This window comes from Flagellimonas olearia, assembly GCF_009184425.1.
GTDB lineage: Bacteria > Bacteroidota > Bacteroidia > Flavobacteriales > Flavobacteriaceae > Flagellimonas > Flagellimonas olearia.
Genome location: NZ_WELG01000001.1, coordinates 1,799,616 through 1,820,108, shown reverse-complemented (window position 1 = coordinate 1,820,108; position 20,493 = coordinate 1,799,616). Strand labels below are relative to the sequence as shown.

General features: G+C 44.4%; 20 protein-coding genes and 2 tRNA genes. 8 read left to right on the top strand and 14 right to left on the bottom strand.

Translation table 11 applies throughout. From position 1 onward, the window contains the following. Positions 1 to 12: 12 nt before the first annotated feature. The 6 genes from F8C76_RS08030 to exaC form a co-directional block, all read right to left on the bottom strand. Positions 13 to 537 (bottom strand): GNAT family N-acetyltransferase, encoded by a 525-nt coding sequence (locus tag F8C76_RS08030; RefSeq protein ID WP_152131209.1) that lies wholly within the window; start codon positions 535 to 537, stop codon positions 13 to 15. After that, a complete protein-coding gene (locus tag F8C76_RS08025) occupies positions 537 to 1,013 on the bottom strand; it encodes a DUF192 domain-containing protein (RefSeq protein ID WP_152131208.1) in 477 nt (158 codons plus the stop codon). Before F8C76_RS08025 ends, F8C76_RS08030 begins: the two co-directional genes overlap by 1 nt. A 2-nt stretch (positions 1,014 to 1,015) precedes the next feature. After that, positions 1,016 to 1,984 (bottom strand): prolipoprotein diacylglyceryl transferase, encoded by a 969-nt coding sequence (lgt, locus tag F8C76_RS08020; protein ID WP_152131207.1) that lies wholly within the window; start codon positions 1,982 to 1,984, stop codon positions 1,016 to 1,018. A 125-nt stretch (positions 1,985 to 2,109) separates the two neighbouring features. Then, positions 2,110 to 2,331 carry a membrane protein insertion efficiency factor YidD gene (yidD, locus tag F8C76_RS08015; protein WP_116218370.1) on the bottom strand — a complete coding sequence of 74 codons (222 nt, stop codon included), beginning with the start codon at positions 2,329 to 2,331 and terminating at the stop codon, positions 2,110 to 2,112. Between the two features lie 58 nt (positions 2,332 to 2,389). Further along, positions 2,390 to 2,770, bottom strand: a complete 381-nt coding sequence (locus tag F8C76_RS08010) for a DUF779 domain-containing protein (protein WP_152131497.1) — start codon at positions 2,768 to 2,770, stop codon at positions 2,390 to 2,392. Between the two features lie 10 nt (positions 2,771 to 2,780). Continuing rightward, a complete protein-coding gene (gene exaC / locus F8C76_RS08005; protein WP_152131206.1) occupies positions 2,781 to 4,304 on the bottom strand; it encodes an acetaldehyde dehydrogenase ExaC in 1,524 nt (507 codons plus the stop codon). 210 nt (positions 4,305 to 4,514) lie between these two features. On the opposite strand from exaC, the gene F8C76_RS08000 reads away from it, so the two are divergent. Next, complete coding sequence (locus F8C76_RS08000; RefSeq protein WP_152131205.1) at positions 4,515 to 5,420, top strand: AraC family transcriptional regulator; 906 nt, start codon at positions 4,515 to 4,517, stop codon at positions 5,418 to 5,420. Between the two features lie 15 nt (positions 5,421 to 5,435). Here the strand turns inward: F8C76_RS08000 and cysS are convergent, their stop codons facing one another. After that, positions 5,436 to 6,917 (bottom strand): cysteine--tRNA ligase, encoded by a 1,482-nt coding sequence (gene cysS, locus F8C76_RS07995; protein ID WP_152131204.1) that lies wholly within the window; start codon positions 6,915 to 6,917, stop codon positions 5,436 to 5,438. A 14-nt stretch (positions 6,918 to 6,931) separates the two neighbouring features. Beyond that, positions 6,932 to 7,612: a GTP cyclohydrolase I FolE gene (gene folE, locus F8C76_RS07990; RefSeq protein ID WP_129653077.1), complete on the bottom strand. Its 681-nt coding sequence runs from the start codon at positions 7,610 to 7,612 to the stop codon at positions 6,932 to 6,934. A gap of 133 nt (positions 7,613 to 7,745) precedes the next feature. On the opposite strand from folE, the gene F8C76_RS07985 reads away from it, so the two are divergent. After that, positions 7,746 to 9,548, top strand: a complete 1,803-nt coding sequence (locus F8C76_RS07985) for a T9SS type B sorting domain-containing protein (protein ID WP_152131203.1) — start codon at positions 7,746 to 7,748, stop codon at positions 9,546 to 9,548. Positions 9,549 to 9,706: 158 nt separating this feature from the next. Continuing rightward, positions 9,707 to 11,101 (top strand): T9SS type B sorting domain-containing protein, encoded by a 1,395-nt coding sequence (locus tag F8C76_RS07980; protein ID WP_313847396.1) that lies wholly within the window; start codon positions 9,707 to 9,709, stop codon positions 11,099 to 11,101. 52 nt (positions 11,102 to 11,153) lie between these two features. On the opposite strand, the gene F8C76_RS07975 is transcribed toward F8C76_RS07980, so the two are convergent. Further along, the gene (locus F8C76_RS07975) at positions 11,154 to 12,653 is read right to left on the bottom strand and encodes an OmpP1/FadL family transporter (protein WP_152131201.1); all 1,500 of its coding nucleotides are present in this window, start codon (positions 12,651 to 12,653) and stop codon (positions 11,154 to 11,156) included. Positions 12,654 to 12,691: 38 nt separating this feature from the next. Next, positions 12,692 to 13,990: a hypothetical protein gene (locus F8C76_RS07970; RefSeq protein WP_152131200.1), complete on the bottom strand. Its 1,299-nt coding sequence runs from the start codon at positions 13,988 to 13,990 to the stop codon at positions 12,692 to 12,694. Between the two features lie 94 nt (positions 13,991 to 14,084). On the opposite strand from F8C76_RS07970, the gene proS reads away from it, so the two are divergent. From proS to rpsT, 4 genes are all read left to right on the top strand, one after another. Then, positions 14,085 to 15,560 (top strand): proline--tRNA ligase, encoded by a 1,476-nt coding sequence (proS, locus tag F8C76_RS07965; RefSeq protein ID WP_152131199.1) that lies wholly within the window; start codon positions 14,085 to 14,087, stop codon positions 15,558 to 15,560. 79 nt (positions 15,561 to 15,639) lie between these two features. Further along, positions 15,640 to 15,711 (top strand) — tRNA-Glu (locus F8C76_RS07960). Between the two features lie 59 nt (positions 15,712 to 15,770). Beyond that, a tRNA-Glu gene (locus F8C76_RS07955) sits at positions 15,771 to 15,842 on the top strand. A 35-nt stretch (positions 15,843 to 15,877) separates the two neighbouring features. Further along, on the top strand, positions 15,878 to 16,129 hold the full coding sequence (gene rpsT / locus F8C76_RS07950) for a 30S ribosomal protein S20 (RefSeq protein ID WP_129653071.1): 252 nt from the start codon (positions 15,878 to 15,880) through the stop codon (positions 16,127 to 16,129). A gap of 82 nt (positions 16,130 to 16,211) precedes the next feature. Here the strand turns inward: rpsT and F8C76_RS07945 are convergent, their stop codons facing one another. From F8C76_RS07945 to rho, 3 genes are all read right to left on the bottom strand, one after another. Further along, positions 16,212 to 16,901, bottom strand: coding sequence for a hypothetical protein (locus F8C76_RS07945; protein ID WP_152131198.1), 690 nt, complete (start codon positions 16,899 to 16,901; stop codon positions 16,212 to 16,214). A 13-nt stretch (positions 16,902 to 16,914) separates the two neighbouring features. Further along, positions 16,915 to 17,592 carry a hypothetical protein gene (locus F8C76_RS07940; protein ID WP_152131197.1) on the bottom strand — a complete coding sequence of 226 codons (678 nt, stop codon included), beginning with the start codon at positions 17,590 to 17,592 and terminating at the stop codon, positions 16,915 to 16,917. Positions 17,593 to 17,731: 139 nt separating this feature from the next. Then, complete coding sequence (rho, locus tag F8C76_RS07935; protein ID WP_152131196.1) at positions 17,732 to 19,324, bottom strand: transcription termination factor Rho; 1,593 nt, start codon at positions 19,322 to 19,324, stop codon at positions 17,732 to 17,734. 194 nt (positions 19,325 to 19,518) lie between these two features. Between rho and F8C76_RS07930 the strand changes: the two genes are divergently transcribed. Continuing rightward, entirely contained in the window at positions 19,519 to 19,929 is a 411-nt protein-coding gene (locus F8C76_RS07930) for a DUF4293 domain-containing protein (protein WP_116218356.1), read from the top strand. Between the two features lie 65 nt (positions 19,930 to 19,994). On the opposite strand, the gene F8C76_RS07925 is transcribed toward F8C76_RS07930, so the two are convergent. After that, positions 19,995 to 20,489 (bottom strand): metallophosphoesterase family protein, encoded by a 495-nt coding sequence (locus F8C76_RS07925; RefSeq protein WP_152131195.1) that lies wholly within the window; start codon positions 20,487 to 20,489, stop codon positions 19,995 to 19,997. Positions 20,490 to 20,493 lie beyond the last annotated feature (4 nt).

Genomic DNA, 20,493 nt, shown 5'->3' with positions numbered 1-20,493 from the left:
TGAAATTAGAGATTATGTCCGATCTACCCTAAAAATATGGACGGGATTGTCTTTGTAGGAAGTGGTCTTTTGTAAATACATGCCATTTTTCAAGGCCACTTTTTGCGAAGGAACATTGTTGACATGGATGATGGAAATCAAGGAATCGGCATAATGATGATCGAAAGCAAATTCCTTGCATTTTTGGGCCGCTTCAATCGCAAAACCCTGTTGCCAAAACTGGGGCAATACGGAATAGCCAATTTCCAATTCTTCCAAATGGTCCACTGTTTGGACAAGTAGGCCGCAGATACCCACCAATTGTCCGGTTTTTTGAAGGACCAAAGCGTTCATGCCGCCTAAATCATTTTCATAGCGTTCAAAAATGCGATCAAATTGCAATTGACACGCTTCAATGGGATCCGAAGGAAGTCCTTCCCAAAACTGGGTGGATTTTGGCTCATGGTAAAACGGTAACCAATCATCAAAATCCGATGGTTGAATGCATCGAAAGAGCAATCGTTCCGTGGTTTGGCCTTCCAGGAGATATTTCGACATTATTTTTTGGTAAAGGCAATGCTGTCACCCACTTGTAGTCCCAATGTATCGGAAAGCCCGGCATTGACTTCCAAGACGTATTTGATAGGGACTTCTGAGGAAAGACTGGTTTCATCATTGGGTCGCGCATTTTTCTGAAAGCTGGCAATTTTACGGGCATCATCAATATAAATGATGTCCAAAGGAATCTCAGTGTTCTTCATGTAAAAATAGTGCATGGCAACATCGGGAAAGATAAAGAGCATTCCTTGATTTTGTTCCATGGATTCCCGGTACATGAGACCGGTTTGGGTCTCGTAGTCGGTATCGGCAATTTCAATATCAAAATGGACCAAAAGGGAATCCGTTTCACGTTGCAGAATGGAAAGTTCCCCTTCTTTTTTGAATTCTATGGTAGTCGTCTTGATTTCCTTCTTGTTTTGTGTTTTACATGAAATTACAGTGAGGACAAAAAGAACAATGGACAGGTAACGCATAATCAATGATATCTGGTGGATGGAAGTGGTTTGTACATGAAAAGAATCCCAAGAACGATCATAGGGATGCTCAACCATTGCCCAGTGGAAAAAAGGCCTAGGTTTTCTTCAAAACCGCCCTGGCTTTTCTTGAAAAATTCCACCACAAAACGAACGGAGAACAAAAGCGCCAAAAACAACCCAAAGAGGAAACCTCGTTTATTTCCCTTGTCTGTTTTCCAATAGAGTAGATACAGGATAACGAATACAAATAGGTAGCAAACCCCCTCATATAATTGTGCTGGATGCCTGTAAGGAATGGATTGCAAAACTTCGACAAAATCTGGATTGTGTTCAATGGCATTGTACGCGGCTCCTGCCGTTTTTTCTTGGGTCAAAGCCATAGCCTTGTATGAGGGCATGTCATCCGAATCCCGGATGAATCGAGTGGCCAGAAAAAAGGATTTGTCCACAATCTTTCCATTGATTTCGGAGTTGAAAAAGTTACCGATACGAACAAAACTAGCACCAATGGCAGAAGGAATGACCAGTCTATCCAATAACCAGACCACTCCTATGTTATCCCATTTTCTGCAGTAGAGCCATACCCCAATGATGGCGGCAATGGTGGCACCATGGCTGGCCAATCCGGTAAAACCGGTAAACTCATACCCGTTGATGAAACCGAACAACGAACTATTGGCACTCTCCCGAATGGGCAAAAGAATTTCCAACAAGTGGTTTTTATAATACGCCCAGTCATAAAAAAATACATGGCCCAAACGAGCGCCCAGCATAATGGAAACCACGGTGTATATGAAAAGGGAGTCCAATTGTTCCATGGACTTTTTCTCTCTTTGGAAAATCCGTTTCATGATGAACCATCCTACTACAAAGGCGGCAATCCAAAGCAGATTATAATATTTTATCTGAATGAATCCTATTTTGAACAGTGTTCCTTCGGGATTCCAATTAAAACCAAGAAAATACATCGTACTTAATTTTTGGACTAATATAACTACTTTGAGTGGACGGGCCGTTGGATTATTGCATTTTTGAGCTCTGTTGGTGTTACTGCTTATAAAAGTTTACAGGGTTTACCAATGTAGGGTTGTAGTTAAGGTACAGGGTCGTATCCCTTGCCTCCCCATGGATTGCAACTTGCTATTCGTTTTAGGGAGAGCCACCCTCCTTTGAACAGACCATGTTTCTTTAGGGCTTCCAAGGTGTATTGGGAGCAGGTGGGGGAGTACCTACAGGTAGCGGGAAGGTATGGGGAAATAAGCAGTTGATAGGCTCTTACCAGCAATACAAAGGGGGCTATCAAAATTCGTTTCATCGTAAGGGATAAGGACATGCAAGGTAAAAAAAAGCCCCGACTTAAGTCGGGGCAAGAATCATACTTCTTCTGACGCTAAATGAATCGGGGTCAAATGTTCCCGTTCTTGGTCCGTGAACATTCGGGATTTGATTACGAAACGGATACCCATGGGAATTTCCAAACTAAAGCTTGAACCGCGACCCTTGGTCACATCAACGGTAAGTTGGGTGTGTTGCCAATAGTCGAACTGGTCTTTACTCATGTAAAAATCACAGTCGTGGATGGCCCCCAACCACACATCGGTCTCATTGAGCATCAACTCCCCTTTTGGGAAGCACATGGGAGAGGAGCCATCGCAACAGCCTCCGCTTTGGTGAAACATGAGCTCGCCATGTTCTTTCCTTAGCTGGTCTATGATTTTCATGGCATCTTCCGAAACCAAAACGCGTTCTGTCATCATCTGTGTTTTAGAAAAAGCCCAAAGCACTTTTGTCGTAGGAAATCAGCATGTTTTTGGTCTGTCGGTAATGATTGAGCATCATTTTATGGGTTTCCCTACCGATACCAGATTTTTTGTAACCTCCAAAGGGAGCATGTGCAGGATAGGCGTGGTAACAATTTACCCAAACCCTACCGGCTTGTATTTCCCTAGAGATTTTATAGGCTTGGTGCATATCACGAGTCCATACCCCGGCACCCAATCCATATAGGGTGTCATTGGCTATCTCCAAGGCTTCGGCTTCATCCTTAAAAGTGGTGACGCAGACCACAGGACCAAAGATTTCCTCTTGGAAAACCCGCATTTTGTTATTCCCTTTTAAGATGGTAGGCTGAATATAGTAACCACCTTCGAGTCCTTCGTTGTAGGCGGCATCACCGCCGGTAAGTACCTCACAGCCCTCTTCTTTTCCTATGTTGATGTAGTTAAGGATTTTCTCATACTGATCGTTGGAAGCCTGGGCGCCCATCATGGTGTCCGGGTCTAGGGGATGCCCCAATTTTACAGCTTTGGTTCGCTCTACCACACGTTCGATGAACTGGTCAAAAATGCTTTCTTGGACCAGCATTCGGGATGGACAGGTGCAGACTTCCCCTTGGTTCAAAGCAAACATCACGGCGCCTTCCAGACATTTGTCAAAGAATTCATCATCCGCATCCATAATACTTTCAAAGAACACATTGGGGGATTTACCGCCCAACTCCAAAGTTACGGGGGTAATGTTTTTTGAAGCGTACTGCATGATCAATTGTCCTGTGGTGGTTTCTCCGGTAAAGGCCACTTTGTTGATACGTGGGCTAGAGGCCAAAGGTTTTCCGGCTTCAACCCCAAATCCATTGACAATATTGAGTACTCCGGCAGGAAGGATATCTTCGATCAGTTCCATGAACACGAGAATACCCACAGGGGTCTGCTCCGCGGGCTTTAGTACCACGCAGTTCCCGGCGGCCAGTGCCGGGGCCACTTTCCAAGCAGCCATAAGTAGTGGGAAATTCCAAGGAATGATCTGTCCCACCACGCCCAAAGGTTCCAAAATGTTCATGGAGACTGTGTTCGAATCCAATTCACTGACCGAACCTTCCTCGGCCCGGATCACTCCGGCAAAATACCTGAAATGATCAATGGCCAATGGAAGATCTGCGGCACGGGTTTCCCGTAGTGGTTTTCCATTATCCCAAGTTTCTGCCCGGGCCAAAATCTCAAGATTCTTTTCCATGGCATCGGCAATCTTCAACAGTAGGTTGCTGCGGTAGGTGGCCGATGAGCTGTTCCATTGTGGTGCGGCTTCCCAAGCGGCATCAATAGCTTTTTCGATATCCTCGGCCGTAGATCGTGCGATTTTGGTGAATGCTTGTCCATCCACAGGCGAGATGTTTTCAAAATACTCACCTTTGGTAGGTGGTGTCCACTTACCTCCGATATAATTTTCATACTGATTTTTGAACGCAGGTTTTTCCAAAACGCTACGTTCCGTGGTTTGTACATTGCTCATAATACTGGGTGTTTGTGTAATTAATTTTTGAAAGGGCCTAAGACCCAATGTGTTGATACTAAAAGTATTGAATTTGACATCCGGTCATCTGACGTATTCTATTATTTTAGTGCACAATCCTGTTTATGGTTGTATTTTTAACAATTATTGGGTCGTAATTTTTTATATTTAATAAGTATTAGGTTTAAATATTACGAAGTAATTATTGGTATGCAGCTTTCCGAACGATTTTATAAGGAACGAAAACTGGAGCATTTGGTGGAAAACCAAACCTCTTACACCTTGAACAATGCTGCCATGCATGTGTTTGAAACGCATCTGCAGGCGGAACGGGTTTTGCTACAATTTGACCAGCCCGTACTGGCTTCCATGCTCATTGGAAAGAAGGTGATGCATCTTCGCGATAAAAAGGCATTCGATTTTTTACCGGGAGAATCCTTGATTTTACCTTCCAATGAAATGATGTGCATAGATTTTCCAGAGGCCGATCAGGATAACCCTACCCGATGTTTGGCCATGGCCATATCCGACGAGAAGATACGCAGGGTCATTGGACTCATGAACGAGACCATGCCCAAGCACGATGGGTCTGAATGGGCCTTTGTCGATTACAATTTCCATTTTACCAATGATGCCAGTATCTATGGTATTATCCAAAGGTTGCTGTACCTCTTTACCGAAAACCACCCCTCCAAGGATTTCTTTGTGGACAATATGCTGCAGGAGTTGATTATCCGGATTCTGCAGGGAAGCAGAAAAAAGACCATTGGGGAGAATGCTTCAAAATTGGCCGGCCACAACCGACTGGCTTATACCGTCGACTATATCTCCACTCATTTGCATGAAAACTTATCGGTAGGTGAACTGAGTAAAAAGGCCTGCATGAGCGAATCCCATTTTCATAAGACCTTTAAAGAGGAATTGGGAGTAACGCCCATCGAATACATCAACAGTGAACGGATTAAAATGGCCGTAAAGTTGTTGCAGGACCCCAACAAAAAGATAAAGGAAATTTATCTGGAATGTGGTTTTGAAAACCGTTCCTACTTCAATCGGTTGTTCAAGCGAAAAATCAAGGCGTCTCCCGGAGAATACCAGTCCAAGTTTATGGGTTGATAGTTGATGATCCTGTTAATTGATGCTGAACGTTGTGCCGTCCTTTCCATCCTTTAACTGAATGCCCAAGGTGGTCAATTCATCCCTAATTTTGTCCGAAGTGGCAAAATCCTTGTTGGCTCTGGCTTCATTGCGCAGTTCAATCAGTAATTCCATAACACCATTCAAAGCGTTGGAGTCATTTTGGCCCATGGATTGGTTCTCAATGCCCAAAACATCATAAACAAAACTGTTCATGGTGGATAAGAGCAACGTTTTGTCCGCTTCAGTGATGGTTTCGTCACCTTCCTTGATTAGGTTGATATGTTTTACGGCATCAAAAAGATGTGCAATAAGGATGGGTGTGTTGAAATCATCGTTCATGGCATCATAGCATTTTTGCTTCCATGCTTCCACATCAAAATTAGAGGATGAGCCCGTTTTTAACCCTTCCAAGCCGTTTAGGGCATCCATCAATCGGTTGTATCCCTTTTCCGAAGCCTGAAGGGCATCATCACTGAGGTCCAAGATACTCGTGTAGTGGGCCTGCATCATAAAAAAGCGCACCACGGCAGGTGAATACGCCTTGCTCAGGATATCGTTGTTGCCGCTGATGATTTCAGAGGGATAAATGTTGTTGCCCGTGGATTTGGACATTTTCTTTCCATTGAGGGTAAGCATGTTGGCATGGAGCCAGTACTTTACCGGAGATTTTCCGGTACTGGCCTCAGCTTGTGCAATTTCGCATTCGTGATGGGGAAACTTTAAATCCATCCCCCCGCCGTGAATGTCAAAGGTCTCCCCCAAATATTTGGTACTCATGGCGGTACACTCCAAATGCCAGCCTGGGAAACCATCGCCCCAAGGTGAGGGCCAACGCATGATGTGCTGTGGTTCGGCTTTTTTCCAAAGTGCAAAATCCTGAGGGTTTTGTTTTTCATCTTGGGCCGTGAGCTCACGGGTATTGGCAATCATATCCTCCAACTTCCTTCCGCTCAATTTCCCATATTCATGATCTTTATTGAACTTGACCACATCAAAATACACGGAACCATTGACCTCGTAGGCCAATCCTTTCTCCAGGATATCCTTGATGATCTCTATTTGCTCAATAATGTGCCCGGTGGCAGTGGGTTCAATGCTTGGGGGCAATAAGTTGAATTGTTGCAGGGTGTTATGGAAATCCACCGTATAACGCTGTACCACTTCCATAGGTTCAATCTGCTCCAACTTGGCCTTTTTGGCAATCTTGTCCTCACCTTCGTCGGCATCGTTCTCCAAATGCCCGGCATCGGTAATATTGCGCACGTAGCGAACCTTATAGCCCAAATGTTTAAAGTACCTGAAAATCATATCGAAGGACATGAAAGTACGGCAGTTGCCCAGGTGCACATTGCTATACACCGTGGGGCCACAGACATACATGCCCACATGGCCTTCGTTTATAGGTTCAAAAATTTCTTTTTTTCCTGAAAGTGAATTGTGTACTCTTAGGTTTTGGTCTTTGTAAGGTTGCATTTAAAAAGGTAGGATTAAAAGTCGGTATCCAGGTTGATGTAATCCAAAAATTCCCGTCTTACGGCTTCATCTTTGAATTTTCCGCCATATTCGGATGTCACGGTGCTACTTTCAATATCACGGATTCCCCTTGAATTTACGCAAAGGTGCTTGGCATCAATAACACAGGCTACATCTTCGGTGCCCAGTACGCGCTGCATCTCTTTCACGATTTGAATGTTCAATCGTTCCTGTACTTGGGGACGTTTGGCATAATAGTCCACAATACGGTTCATTTTGGAAAGCCCAACAACCGTACCGTTGGAAATATAGGCAATATGCGCCCTACCCACAATGGGCAATAAGTGGTGCTCGCAAGTGGAATACAGAACAATGTTCTTTTCCACCAACATTTCGCCGTACTTGTATTTGTTCTCAAATGTGGAGGATTCCGGCTTTCTTTTGGGGTGCAGTCCGCCAAAAATTTCCTTTACGTACATCTTGGCGACCCGCTTAGGGGTGCCGGCCAAACTGTCATCATCCAAATCAAGACCCAAGGTCAACATAATTTCACGTACACTTTTCTGTATCCGTTCAATTTTTTCCTCATCGCTCAATACAAAAGCATCCTCCCTCATAGGGGTCTCGGTTGAAGAGCCAACATGATCGTTGCCCCTGTCTTCATACTGTTCTTCCAATGCCTGCTCTATTTTCATAGCTGTTTCTTCAAGAAAGCAAAGATATACATTAATGAACTATTTAACATCTGATAGCGGGGGTTTGACAACATAAATTATTGTTAAGGAGGGGGACTTTCTACTTTTATAATGCCCAAACCTACAGTCTTTTATGGTGAAACCCTTTTTAAAAATACTATTTTGTTGCCTTGTTGGGCAAATTGGATATGCCCAAGTATCGCCGGATTGTGCCACTGCCATTCCCATTTGTAACAATACGCCCGTTAACGGGGGGACCAATGATTTTGGTGCAGATGATTTTAATGGGGCCGCTTCCAGCGGATGCTTGGAACAGACGGTTTCGGGCACCATAGAATCCAACTCCGCATGGTACCGTTTTCGTACTAATGCTTCAGGGCAATTGGGGTTCAATATTGGACATAATAGTTCGGAAGATTGGGATTTTGCACTCTACCAAGCCAGTGATTGTAATGCGTTGGGGGAACCTGTCCGTTGCAATTTTTTTGACAACAGCGATAGCAAAAGGTTTATTGGGGTGGGTGAGGACCCTACCGGTGATGAGGAATCCGTCCATTATGAAGACTGGCTCCAAGTAGAAGCTGGGCAGGATTATTATCTTTTCATCAATAACTTCAGCAATGTCAATTCTGGATTTTCCATACAGTTTACCGGTGAAATTTGGTTGACCAATCCCTACGATGCCTTGGACTGCTCCATCATCAACAATCTTTTGGGACCGCCTATCGCCGCTTGTGCTGATGAAACCGTAGTATTGGATGCCAGCACCTCTGGTGCAGTAAGTTATGAGTGGTACAGGGATGCGGGTGGTGGATTCCAATTGATCTCCGGGGCAAATACTTCTACCTATACCGTGCCCAATTCCGCGCAATATCGGGTTGTGGTCACAACCGGTACCGGAACCATCATAAGTGATGTCCAAGTGGGATTCAATGCAGTCCCTGTAACCAACACCATGAGTGATGTGGCTTTTTGCCATACGCCCGATACGATTTTTGACCTTTCCACAAAAGATACGGAGGCCTTGGGCTCCCAAGACCCGAACGATTTTATAGTGAGCTACCATAGTTCGCAGGCTGATGCCGATACAGGAATTAATCCGCTGGAAAAGCAATACGCCAAAAGCCCAGGGCAAGAAACCGTTTATGTACGGACCACCTCATTGGCCAATCCGGATTGTTATGATGCATCCGAAAGTTTTCTGTTGGACGGCATTGAGGTCCCTGAACTGACCTTTTCCGAACAAATGGTGATTTGTGAAGGGGCTGGTGCCATTGTCATAGGGGAAACCATGCCCAATCCCAACTTTACCTATCAATGGAGTACCGGGGAACAAAGTCCAAGTATTATGGTATCCCAAGAAGGGGAATACACGGTCACCGTGACCCATACCTCCAGTGGTTCCTCTTGCGAAACCACTAAGACCATTACCGTGAATATTTCCGAATTACCGGTGATAACGGACGTGGAAATCGATGACTTTAAACCAAGGAATACGGTTAGGATCATCACGGAAAGCAATACCGAACTGGAATACCGATTGGATGATGGGGATTTTCAGTCCAGCAATACCTTTGAAGATGTCCTTCCCGGAAGACATGAAGTCACCATGCGTGATATTTATGGGTGCGGTGAGGTCAAGGAAGATATTGTGGTAGTGGGTTATCTGTCCAGCTTTTCGCCAAACGGAGATGTGCTCAATGAACAGTGGCATGTGGAAGGACTTTCAGAATTGAGTTCGCCCATAGTCACTATTTATGACCGCTATGGGAAATTGATCAAACAAATGACCGAGTTTGATGCTGGATGGGACGGAAACTTGAATGGTCAGCCATTGCCCTCCACCGATTATTGGTTCAAATTGTCCTATCTGGATGATAACGGTAATCGAGTGAACGCCAAATATCTGCAGAGTCATTTTTCTTTGGTGCGGTAGTGGAAATGCATTTCATCGATTAACGGCATATTTTTTCGACAAAAAATACTAAAAGAGCTTACTATGGAGTTATAGAGGTTATATGTAGCATAACCTTTAGCCCCAAAAATTCTATGAGAGCTCTATTTAGCGCTGTATGTTGCTTTTTACTTTCCTTCTTGGCAGCAAGCGCTCAAAACTCCCCAGATTGTAGAACAGCTATTCCTGTGTGTGCAGATGCCCCTATTATGGGAACCACTGATGGTAGTGGGGATATAGACGATTTTGACCCCGAGGTGATTATCCAGACCGGTTGTTTGGAGAAAGGGAGCAATAGCTCGGCCAATATTGAGCACAATACAGGCTGGTATGTTTTTAGGGCAGGTACCGATGGGCAAATTGGATTTGATATTGAAGCGCTTCCCAGTCCAGGTGGGATTATCACGGCAGAGTGGGATTTTGCGGTATATGGACCTTTTGACCAGACCACGGGACAAAACTTTTGTACCCTAGTGGGTGACGGAACGGCCCAACCCATTCGATGCAATTATGAGACCAATGATACCGGTTTTACAGGGATTGGAATTAACCCTGTGGATGGTAGGGAAGGAGCTCCCTTTGTAAAGCAGAGCCAAAACACCTATGATGAATGGCTAAATGTCACCGCAGGTGAAATTTACTACTTGTACATCAACAATTATAACACCAATTTTGATGATGACCCCGAGTCGTTTATCCTGACATTTACAGGGACTTCGGTGGATAATGATCAAGATACGGCCTTGGATTGTACCCTTCGGGATGAATTTTTGGGTTTGGATATTTCGGCCTGTGAAGGTGATCCTGATATTGTTTTGAGTGCACTAAACTCTCCTGCCGGACCCAATATTACCAACGTGACTTGGGAACTTGATGCTGATGATGATGGAACCTATGAAACCGTTCTGGCCAGCGGCCCTACTGAGGTGGAATATACGGTGACCAGCCCCAATTCCGGACGATATCGAGTAACCATTGAACACACCTTTGGTGCTCCCATTACGGATGATATTTTAATTACGTATTACGGTATCCCAAGTTTAACGGTAACCATTCTGGATGATTTGGTGTACAGCGACCAAACCGATCCCTATAACGTTGAGTTTGTACCTGACGGCGATGGGGATTATGAATATGCCATCAATGGTGGGGAGTTTCAGGACGACCCCATTTTTATGGATGTGCCTCCTGGAATGAACGAGGTGGTCATCAATGATAAGAATGGATGCGGAATGTCGGACCCGATTCCATTTTTGGTGGTGGGCTACCCCAAATTCTTTACGCCCAACGGGGATGGGGTGCACGACAATTGGAATGTGTATGGTATTGACCAGTTGTCCAATCCAACGGTATTCATCTTTGACCGCTATGGCAAGCTGTTGAAACAGTTGGATATCAATGCCGGTTGGGATGGTACGTTTAATGGAAGGGACTTGCCTTCTTCGGACTATTGGTTTAAGTTGGAATATGATCGTGAAGACGAAGGCGTATTGGTGGCGCGGTCCGTTCGCAGACATTTTTCCCTAGTGCGCTAAAAGAAAAAGGCCGGAATTCCTCCGACCTTGTGTTTTTTCAAAATACGTTACGTTAGAACTTGACCGTATATCCCAAGGAGATATTGGTGTTGATCCTATTGATCATGGCAGCGCTGTTGATACCGGAATCAAACAGGAAGGTATTTACATCCTGTTCTGTTCGGCTAAAGGCCAAATCCAGTCTGCTTCCACCAAAGCTATAGCCAATACCTCCAGAGAAACCATTCAGGTCTCCAATGATCTCCCCATTTTCGTAAGGACTTTGTTCGTAGCGATATCCCGCTCTCAAACTTACTTCATCAATACGGAATTCCCCACCCAATCGATAGGTGTTCACCACGCCCAAGGCGTCTGCGATAAAATCGTTTTCCGAAGAAAAATTTGGATCTGATGTAGGTCTAAGTTCCGCTTGGGACATGTCTTGGTATCCATAGTCAAAACTCAAGAGGCCATCCTGTGCAAATACAATCGCAACGCTTCCGGTAAGTTTACCCGGAGTCTTGATTCGATATTCTTCGTAGAGGTTCACGATGCCAAAGTCAATAAAATTGATGTCGGACACCGCCAATGAAGAGTTGATGCGCTGCGAGGTATCGTCCGTCAACTCATACCAGGTAGGGGATTGATAGCTACCGCCAACACGGACACTTTCGTTCAATTTGGCTATGGCGCCCAAACTGAAGGAAAATCCATATCCCTCTGTGTGCAAAAGATTGTCAAAGGTGGTGAATTGCACGGGTGAATCCTGATTGTATCCAGTTTCATCCATAAAAGTGACTCTATCGTACAAAATATTATGGAAGTTCAAGGAAGCTCCCAAATAAAGATTTTCTTGGTATTGCCCTGCAAAGTTCACGGTAAACTTGCTGTTGTAGCCGCTGGTGCTCTGTCGGTATTCCTGATTGACACTGTTGTATTCCGCATTGGAAAAATAGGAAGTGTTGTTATCATCGTCCGCGGTAGGTTCAATAATACCTGCTTGGAACCCGAGAAAGGCTTGTTGGGCACCAAATCCAAGACTGGACCCAATGTCCAGATAGGCATCCTCTATATATTCACCTTGTTGCACACGCAAGGGGCCTAGGGCTTGTCCCTGCGCAAAGTTTAAAAAGTAGTTGTCTATGCCCAAAGCGGTATTTCCTTCAGCAACAAATTTGTCGTCAAAGTTTTGGACCATGTCATAGTTGAAGGCCAATGCAAGTTTCTGCCATGGACTGTTTGCTGATTTGAAAACCAAAACCCCTCCAATTTGATTGAATTCCAGTGAATTGTCTGTGGTATTTCGAAGGCTGTTCCCAAAAAGGGCGTCATTGTTTCTGTGGTAGTTGGATCCGGTGACGCTCAGTTCACTGAAATTGAATACCGCTGAGCCGGCAGGGTTCACATTTAAGGCCGATAAATCGCCACCAAGTGCGCCAAATGCACCGCCCATGGCTTGGAACCTGGCCGTTCCCTGAATATTTTCGGTGCTGTATCGCAAGACATCGTCTATGGTTTGTGCCGTTGCAAAAGTGCATGCCAATACCATTATGAAAGTTGAGATTCGTTTCATTTTCAATTTTTTAATGAGTTAAGATGGATTTCTGGGATTTACTGTCTTCCGCCACTTCTTCCTGATGAGCGCGAGCCACCGCTAGATCTACCTCCAGAACTTCTGGAGCTGCTTCCGGAACTTCGGTAGCTTCCACTACTTCTGGAGCTGGAGCCACTGCTTCGGTAGCCACTGCTTCTTGAACTTGATCCAGAAGAAGACCTGCTGTAGTTGCTTCGACTTGGAGCACTACTACGTGAAGATTGGTAACTTCTGGTGCTTCTGCCGGAGCTACGATAATTTGGTGAGGAAGAACTACGGTTCACGGTTCCGCTTCGTCTGTAGGTGCCACTGCTTCTTGTGGAAGGAGAGCTTCCGTAAGATCGGTATGTACTGGAACCACCATTGCTATATCTGGGAGTGGTCCGCGTACTTCTACTGCTTCTGTAATCCCTGTTCCGTGCTATGGCATCGGCACTCACGGTTCTTCTTGAGCCCAAACCGCTATAAGTTCTGGAGCTCCTTGAGGAAGTAGCCGTTCTTCTGCTTAAATTGGAACGTCCACTGTCCGTCCTGTATCTTGAGGTGTATCCGCTTGTTCTGGTCCTAGCGGCCAAATTGGAACTTCTTCTAAGGGTTGTACCGGGAATGGTGTTGTACCCCCTACGAGTTCGATTATAGGCATAATTTCTGCCGTAATAGTTGTTATTATAATAGGGTCTCCAGCCGTAGTTGTAGTATCCGCCCCAACCACCATAGTAGCCTGCGTATCCCCAGCCACCATAGTAGGGGTAACCACCCCAGCCGTAGTAACCTGCATATCCCCAGCCCCAACGGTTATATCTCCAAGGCCTGTTCCAGCCCCATCCCCAGCTGTAGTAGGGATAGCCCCATCCAAAACTCCAATAAGGGTCGTTCCAGCCGTAATAGCCGCCCCATCCCCAATTGTTGTCGTACACGTTGATGGTAAGACTGGTAGGGTTGTCCCCCCATCCAGGATTGCCATTATAGGTATTGTTGTAGGCGAAATAGTCGGTTTGTTCGCCTAATGGAATGGTATCGTTTTGCATTTGACTGGAATAGTTGTCAATATCGGTGAAGATTTCCTCGTCCAATATTTCAGCATATTCATCAGCCTTTTGGCCAAAATAATCGCCATATATGTTTTGTTCCTGTTCCTCAATGCGCATGGCCTCTGCAGATTTTTTCTCTACACGGACCACGCGGTCACCGCTGGAATAAATGCCATCTTCGTAATACGAAGCTTGCTGATACGATCCACAGGAAGCCACAAGGAGGGTGGCCACTGGGAGTATGGCAAAAGCTTGGAATTTTCTGTGGGGTAGTAACTTTATCATTGCGCAATTTTTATTGTTGAACATATTAAAAATAACTAGTTTTACCGAATTATTTTGCTAATGAAATCACAAGTTTTGTGCCAAACTATAGTAGATGGGTAAAAATTTAACGAGTAGAGCAGAGGATTATTCCAAATGGTATAATGAACTTGTCGTAAAGTCAGATTTGGCTGAGAATTCGGGAGTTAGAGGGTGTATGGTCATTAAACCCTATGGCTATGCCATATGGGAAAAGATGCAGGCCCAATTGGATAAAATGTTTAAGGAAACAGGTCATGAGAATGCCTATTTCCCCTTATTCATTCCGAAATCTTACTTAAGTAAGGAAGCAAGTCACGTAGAAGGTTTTGCGAAGGAATGTGCAGTGGTAACACACTATCGTCTGAAGAATGCAGAAGATGGTAGTGGGATCATAGTGGACGAGGATGCCAAGTTGGAGGAAGAGCTCATTGTGCGTCCTACTTCTGAAACCATTATCTGGGATACGTATAGAAGATGGGTGCAGTCCTATCGCGATTTGCCCATCATGGTGAACCAATGGGCCAATGTGGTGCGATGGGAAATGCGTACGCGTCTCTTTTTACGCACGGCGGAGTTTTTATGGCAAGAAGGCCATACGGCCCATGCCACTCGGGAAGAAGCCGTGGCCGAAGCGGAGCAGATGATGAACGTATATGCCGAGTTTGTTGAAGAGCATATGGGTGTTCCGGTAATGAAGGGAACCAAAACGGCCAGTGAGCGTTTTGCAGGAGCGGAGGAAACCTACTGTATTGAGGCATTGATGCAGGATGGAAAGGCGCTCCAAGCAGGAACCTCGCACTTTTTGGGGCAGAACTTTGCCAAGGCATTTGACGTGAAATTCGCCAATAAAGAAGGAAAACAGGAATATGTATGGGCTACCTCTTGGGGGGTTTCCACACGACTCATGGGAGCTTTGGTCATGACGCACAGTGATGACAATGGTTTGGTGCTTCCGCCGAAACTGGCGCCCATTCAAGTGGTGATTGTGCCTATTTATAAAGGATTGGACCAACTGGATGCCATTTCTGAAAAAGTGGAACCCTTGGTAAAAGAACTGCGTTCCAAGGGACTTTCCGTTAAATATGATAAAAGGGATACCCATAAACCGGGATTCAAGTTCAATGAATATGAGTTGAAAGGAGTTCCCGTGCGTTTGGCCGTTGGGCAACGCGATTTGGAAAATGGAACCTATGAAGTGGCTCGAAGGGATACCATGCAAAAAGAGTCTGTAAAGGCGGAAGATGTTGTGGAAAAGGTGGTGTCGCTCATGGATGACATCCAAGAGAACATTTATAATAAGGCCCTGGCATATAGAAAAGATCATATCACCCAGGTGGATACCTATGAGGAGTTCAAGCGGGTGATTGAGGAAAAGGGTGGATTTGTTTCCGCGCATTGGGACGGAACGGGCGAAACCGAAGAGCGGGTAAAGGAAGAGACCAAGGCCACTATTCGCTGCATTCCGTTGAATGAGGAAAAGGAAGAGGGAGTCTGTATGGTAACAGGAAAACCATCAACCCAAAGGGTATTGTTTGCAAAGGCTTATTAAGTAGGTGCAAAAAATAATAATTACTGTTGCAAGACTTAAAAATAGTTGTATTTTTGCATCCGCAATTGTGCAACCTTATGGCCCGTTCGTCTAGGGGTTAGGACGCCAGGTTTTCATCCTGGTAACAGGGGTTCGATTCCCCTACGGGCTACAAAGTTCAATGGAATACTGGAAAACACTGGTCTTTGATCGGGTTTTCAAATTAATTACGGCCCGTTCGTCTAGGGGTTAGGACGCCAGGTTTTCATCCTGGTAACAGGGGTTCGATTCCCCTACGGGCTACAAAAAAAAGGATTTAGAAAGTATAAATTTAGGCAATGGCAAACCATAAGTCAGCATTAAAGAGAATCAGAAGAAACGAAGCAGTACGCTTGCGCAACAGGTATCAGCACAAAACCGTGCGTAATGCCATCAAGAAATTGCGTAACGAAGAAGACAAGAAAGCTGCAGAGGCTTTGTTGCCTACCGTTGTTGGAATGATCGATAAATTGGCGAAGAAGAATATCATCCACACCAATAAGGCTTCCAACTTGAAAAGCAAATTGATGAGCAGAGTTGCAGGAATGTAACATTGGCCATGATTCAGTATAAAAAAGCTCCCATATTGGGAGCTTTTTTTATGGTTTGAACTTTTCTCTTCTTTGGATATGTTCAACGGAAGGCTTTTCGCTGACCCAACAATAAACCAATGATAAAAAAGATGTACATGACCAGAATGAGAAAGAGCAGGGCGCTTCGCAAATGTAAATAGAACCACAGGTTTGCATTGGTGTGGCCAATCATTAATATATAGGGTACTGTCAGATAAAAGATGAGACTGCCCAAACTTATCCAAAACAACAGGTTGTTCTTTTGCGGATAGGGATTGATTTCCCGCCTTTTTTCCTTAAAGTAAAAAATGATGCTCATGATCAAAACCCAAGATCCTACAATATCTCCATAGAAGAGGCCTTCATAAAAGGGATTTTTAAAGAAAATGTTTATCACATACCCCAATAGCATCAAAATAACCCCGTATTGTATCCATTTTTTATACTGCTTGGATTGAATGGTTTTATAGTATATCCGGCAGAAAAACAAAAATGTAATGATCTGGTAGATATTATAAATGATGATATTGCGCCAAGCGTACCGCTCATCCGAGAAGAACTGGAAGTCTTCATAATACTTAATGAAATAGCCGAGCAACTCCGTAAAGAAGGTGTAGGCAATGAACATAGGTAAGTATTTCAAAACGGTGTCAAAATACCGTCTATACGTAAATACCGATATCAGCCATGTCAACAAGTACAAAGGAAGGTAGTACTGATCCTTTAAAAAAGTGTAGAGCTCTTGGACCATGACGGTCTATTAATTAATAATCAGTCCATGGTGGAGGGGATGAGTTCCCTCTATTTAAGGCAAGGCTTTGTTCTCCTGCGGTACTTGCGGGGCTACTAAGGCTGGGAACAAAACTGGCCTGCGATTTTTGTTTGTTGTCGATGGTGCTACCCACTTCGGTTTGCCCTACGGCATTCTTGATGAGTTTTGCTTTGCCATCAGCACCAATATAGAACCCGTATTCACCGCCATCCGCTTTCATGGCGGGAACGATAAAAAGTGAGTTCTGTCTGGGATGCACAATTTTTTTCCCATCGGGGAAATCTTCCTGGTCTGGATAATTGGCAAAATAAAAACGAAGCGAAGAAATGTCCACTTGGGCATTTTGGGCTTCTTGCTCCAAGAAAGCCATGTATTGTTTGATTTCTTCGTAGCTGAATGCGGTGAACCGGGCAACTTCAAACTTGCTTTCCGGGCTGCGTTCTGCTTCAAACTGTTGAATGATTTCAGCCCTGTTCTTGGTGTAATTGTCGTAAAGGGACTTTGATTCTTCCAAGGAAATGATTCCTTTGGGGGGCTCAATCCTTTCTTGGGATTGTTCAGCGGCATTGGATTCTGTGGATTCTTCCTTTTTTGGAGCTTGCTGACACGCTCCAAGCATGAGTAAAAAAGCACCTAGACCAATAGCTGCTATTTTTCTGTTTTTTTTCATCTTTTCAAAGTATTAAAGTTCGGTTTTGAGGAAACGATTTAAAGATATGCTTTTTCTTTAAAACGGGTAAAGAAAAAACCCTCAGGAATTTTCCTGAGGGTTTTTAAACTATTGAATTACAGTATTTTAAAAAAAATAACTATTCATTCATAGTCAATAGGAACTCTTCGTTGTTCCTGGTTTGCTTTATGCGCTGTTCCATGAATTCCATGGCCTCAACCGGGTTCATGTCCGCTAAATACTTGCGCATGATCCACATACGTTGAATGGTATTTTCATCCAATAGCAAATCATCTCTTCGCGTAGAGGAAGAAATAAGGTCGATGGCAGGGAAGATCCTTCGGTTGGAAATACGTCTATCCAACTGAAGTTCCATGTTACCCGTACCCTTGAATTCCTCAAAGATAACCTCGTCCATTTTGGAACCGGTCTCTGTCAATGCTGTGGCGATGATGGAAAGAGACCCACCATTCTCAATATTCCTGGCAGCACCAAAGAACCTTTTGGGCTTGTGTAGGGCGTTTGCATCAACACCACCACTCAATACCTTTCCGGAAGCAGGCTGTACCGTATTGTAGGCACGGGCCAAACGTGTGATGGAATCCAAAAGGATAACCACATCATGACCGCATTCCACCAATCTTTTGGCTTTGTCCAATACAATATTGGCTACGCGCACGTGCTCGGAAGCCTCCTTGTCAAAGGTAGAGGCGACCACCTCGCCACGTACATTACGTTGCATGTCGGTGACCTCTTCAGGACGTTCGTCAATCAACAGGATAATCTGGTATACCTCAGGATGGTTGGCGGCAATGGCATTGGCGATATCCTTCAAGAGCATGGTCTTACCTGTTTTGGGCTGTGATACAATCATACCACGTTGCCCTTTACCAATGGGTGAGAACAAATCCATGATTCGTGTTGAGATAGTGCTCTGTCTTTCTGCCAATTTAAATTTTTCCTTTGGGAACAAAGGGGTCAAGTGCTCAAAAGCAACGCGGTCACGAACCACTTGTGGGTCCAAACCGTTGATTTTGTTCACCTTGATCAAAGGGAAATATTTTTCACCTTCTTTCGGAGGTCTGATGTTTCCTAAAACGGTATCTCCAGATTTTAGACCAAACAATCTAATTTGGGATTGCGATACATAAATATCATCGGGAGAGGAAAGGTAGTTGTAGTCCGAAGAACGCAAGAACCCATATCCATCTTGCATGATGTCCAATACACCTTCGCTCTCAATAATGCTATCAAACTCAAATTCAGGCTCTTTGTACCTGTTTTTCAAGTCTTTGTCAAAATTATTGTTCTTTTTGTCGTGCGAATTGCTTTTTTGGTGTTGGTTGTTTCTCCTGTTGTTTTGCCCTTTTTGTGGACTGTTCTGTTTGTGCTCTTTTTTGGGAGCATGTACTTTGTTTTCCTCTTTTTTCTCCTCGGAACCTGTTTCTTTTATATTCTCAGTGGTTTCTTTGGGGGTGTTTTTTTGCTCCTGGGCAGGAGCTTGCGCCTTGGGGCGTGGAGTTCTTTCGCGTCGGGGTTTGGGAGTTGCAGCTTTTTTCTCAGGAGCAGCTGCGCTCTCTACTACCGCTTTTGGGTTGGATGCCTGTACATCAAGAATTTGGTATACCAAGTCCAATTTCTTTAAGGACTTGAATTTGGGAACATTAAGGCCCTTTGCAATTTCTTGCAGTTCAGGAAGCTTTTTAGCTTTTAGATCTGAAATCTCGAACATTAAGTGATGAATAAGTTAAACGTGTCTAAATCTGAAAATAATTGAAGTAAAAGTTATTGGGGTGCTACTGGAGGAAAGATTTCCTGGGTAAGTACTTCGCTAATAACGCCACAAGTATACAAATTATTTTTTAAGAATAAGGGCTCATTTTTCAAAAAGACGCCTATTTTTGCATTTCCAAAGCAATTTGCACAATGATTCAACGGATTCAGACGTTTTTTTTGCTGGTAGTGGCCCTGTTGACGGGTGTACTTCCCTTTTTTCTGAATTTGTGGGTAACGGTTGATGGAGCGGAAATCTATGCCCAAAATGAAGTGTTGGTCAGCATTGTGTTTTATGTATCTGCGGTCTTGGCCGTAGTATCCATTTTGATGTACAAGAACAGACAAAATCAATTTGTGGTAAACAGATTGAATATGATATTGAATCTTTTTTTACTAGGATTTTTCGTTTATCGGTCGCTAAGTCTATCCGGAGAGACCCAGGTCTCTGAGAAGGGTATTGGGATGCTGATTCCTGTATTTTCTATCGTTTTTCTGGTCCTGGCCAACAGGGCTATCAAAAAGGATGAAGATCTTGTAAAATCTGTTGATCGCTTACGTTAAACCTAACATCTTAGTAGTATTAGTGCGAAGAAAATCCCGGCCTAGGTCGGGATTTTTGTTTTAGATTACCGTTGTCCCAATTCAATCACCTCCAGATCAGATATTTTATCCCCATCGATCACAAACCGTAGCATGGTTCGCACTTGATGGAACCCATGTTTGCCGCACGCTCCTGGATTCATATGGAGCAGTCCCAGTTTTTTGTCGTTCATCACCTTTAAGATATGGGAATGCCCACAGATGAAGAGTTTTGGGGGATTGTGGCGAATCTCATCGCGTACCCTGACATTATATCTGTTCGGATAGCCCCCTATATGTGTGATCCATACATCCACGCCCTCACACATAAACCTGTTGTTTTCTGGAAATTCCTTTTGAATCACATGGTCGTCAATATTGCCATGTACCCCGCGAACAGGTCTTAAGGCCTCCAATTGGTCGGTCACCTCCAAGCTTCCAATGTCCCCTGCATGCCATATTTCATCGGCCTGTGCCGCATATTTTAAGATGATGGGGTCCATGTGTCCGTGGGTGTCCGAAAGCAAAAGAATCTTGGTCATAACG

Coding starts and splice junctions, on each gene's coding strand:
- F8C76_RS08030 (WP_152131209.1), bottom strand. CDS start 537: ATGTCGAAATATCTCCTGGAAGGCCAAACCACGGAACGATTGCTCTTT.
- F8C76_RS08025 (WP_152131208.1), bottom strand. CDS start 1,013: ATGCGTTACCTGTCCATTGTTCTTTTTGTCCTCACTGTAATTTCATGT.
- lgt (WP_152131207.1), bottom strand. CDS start 1,984: ATGTATTTTCTTGGTTTTAATTGGAATCCCGAAGGAACACTGTTCAAA.
- yidD (WP_116218370.1), bottom strand. CDS start 2,331: ATGAAACGAATTTTGATAGCCCCCTTTGTATTGCTGGTAAGAGCCTAT.
- F8C76_RS08010 (WP_152131497.1), bottom strand. CDS start 2,770: ATGACAGAACGCGTTTTGGTTTCGGAAGATGCCATGAAAATCATAGAC.
- exaC (WP_152131206.1), bottom strand. CDS start 4,304: ATGAGCAATGTACAAACCACGGAACGTAGCGTTTTGGAAAAACCTGCG.
- F8C76_RS08000 (WP_152131205.1), top strand. CDS start 4,515: ATGCAGCTTTCCGAACGATTTTATAAGGAACGAAAACTGGAGCATTTG.
- cysS (WP_152131204.1), bottom strand. CDS start 6,917: ATGCAACCTTACAAAGACCAAAACCTAAGAGTACACAATTCACTTTCA.
- folE (WP_129653077.1), bottom strand. CDS start 7,612: ATGAAAATAGAGCAGGCATTGGAAGAACAGTATGAAGACAGGGGCAAC.
- F8C76_RS07985 (WP_152131203.1), top strand. CDS start 7,746: ATGGTGAAACCCTTTTTAAAAATACTATTTTGTTGCCTTGTTGGGCAA.
- F8C76_RS07975 (WP_152131201.1), bottom strand. CDS start 12,653: ATGAAACGAATCTCAACTTTCATAATGGTATTGGCATGCACTTTTGCA.
- F8C76_RS07970 (WP_152131200.1), bottom strand. CDS start 13,990: ATGATAAAGTTACTACCCCACAGAAAATTCCAAGCTTTTGCCATACTC.
- proS (WP_152131199.1), top strand. CDS start 14,085: ATGGGTAAAAATTTAACGAGTAGAGCAGAGGATTATTCCAAATGGTAT.
- rpsT (WP_129653071.1), top strand. CDS start 15,878: ATGGCAAACCATAAGTCAGCATTAAAGAGAATCAGAAGAAACGAAGCA.
- F8C76_RS07945 (WP_152131198.1), bottom strand. CDS start 16,901: ATGGTCCAAGAGCTCTACACTTTTTTAAAGGATCAGTACTACCTTCCT.
- F8C76_RS07940 (WP_152131197.1), bottom strand. CDS start 17,592: ATGAAAAAAAACAGAAAAATAGCAGCTATTGGTCTAGGTGCTTTTTTA.
- rho (WP_152131196.1), bottom strand. CDS start 19,324: ATGTTCGAGATTTCAGATCTAAAAGCTAAAAAGCTTCCTGAACTGCAA.
- F8C76_RS07930 (WP_116218356.1), top strand. CDS start 19,519: ATGATTCAACGGATTCAGACGTTTTTTTTGCTGGTAGTGGCCCTGTTG.
- F8C76_RS07925 (WP_152131195.1), bottom strand. CDS start 20,489: ATGACCAAGATTCTTTTGCTTTCGGACACCCACGGACACATGGACCCC.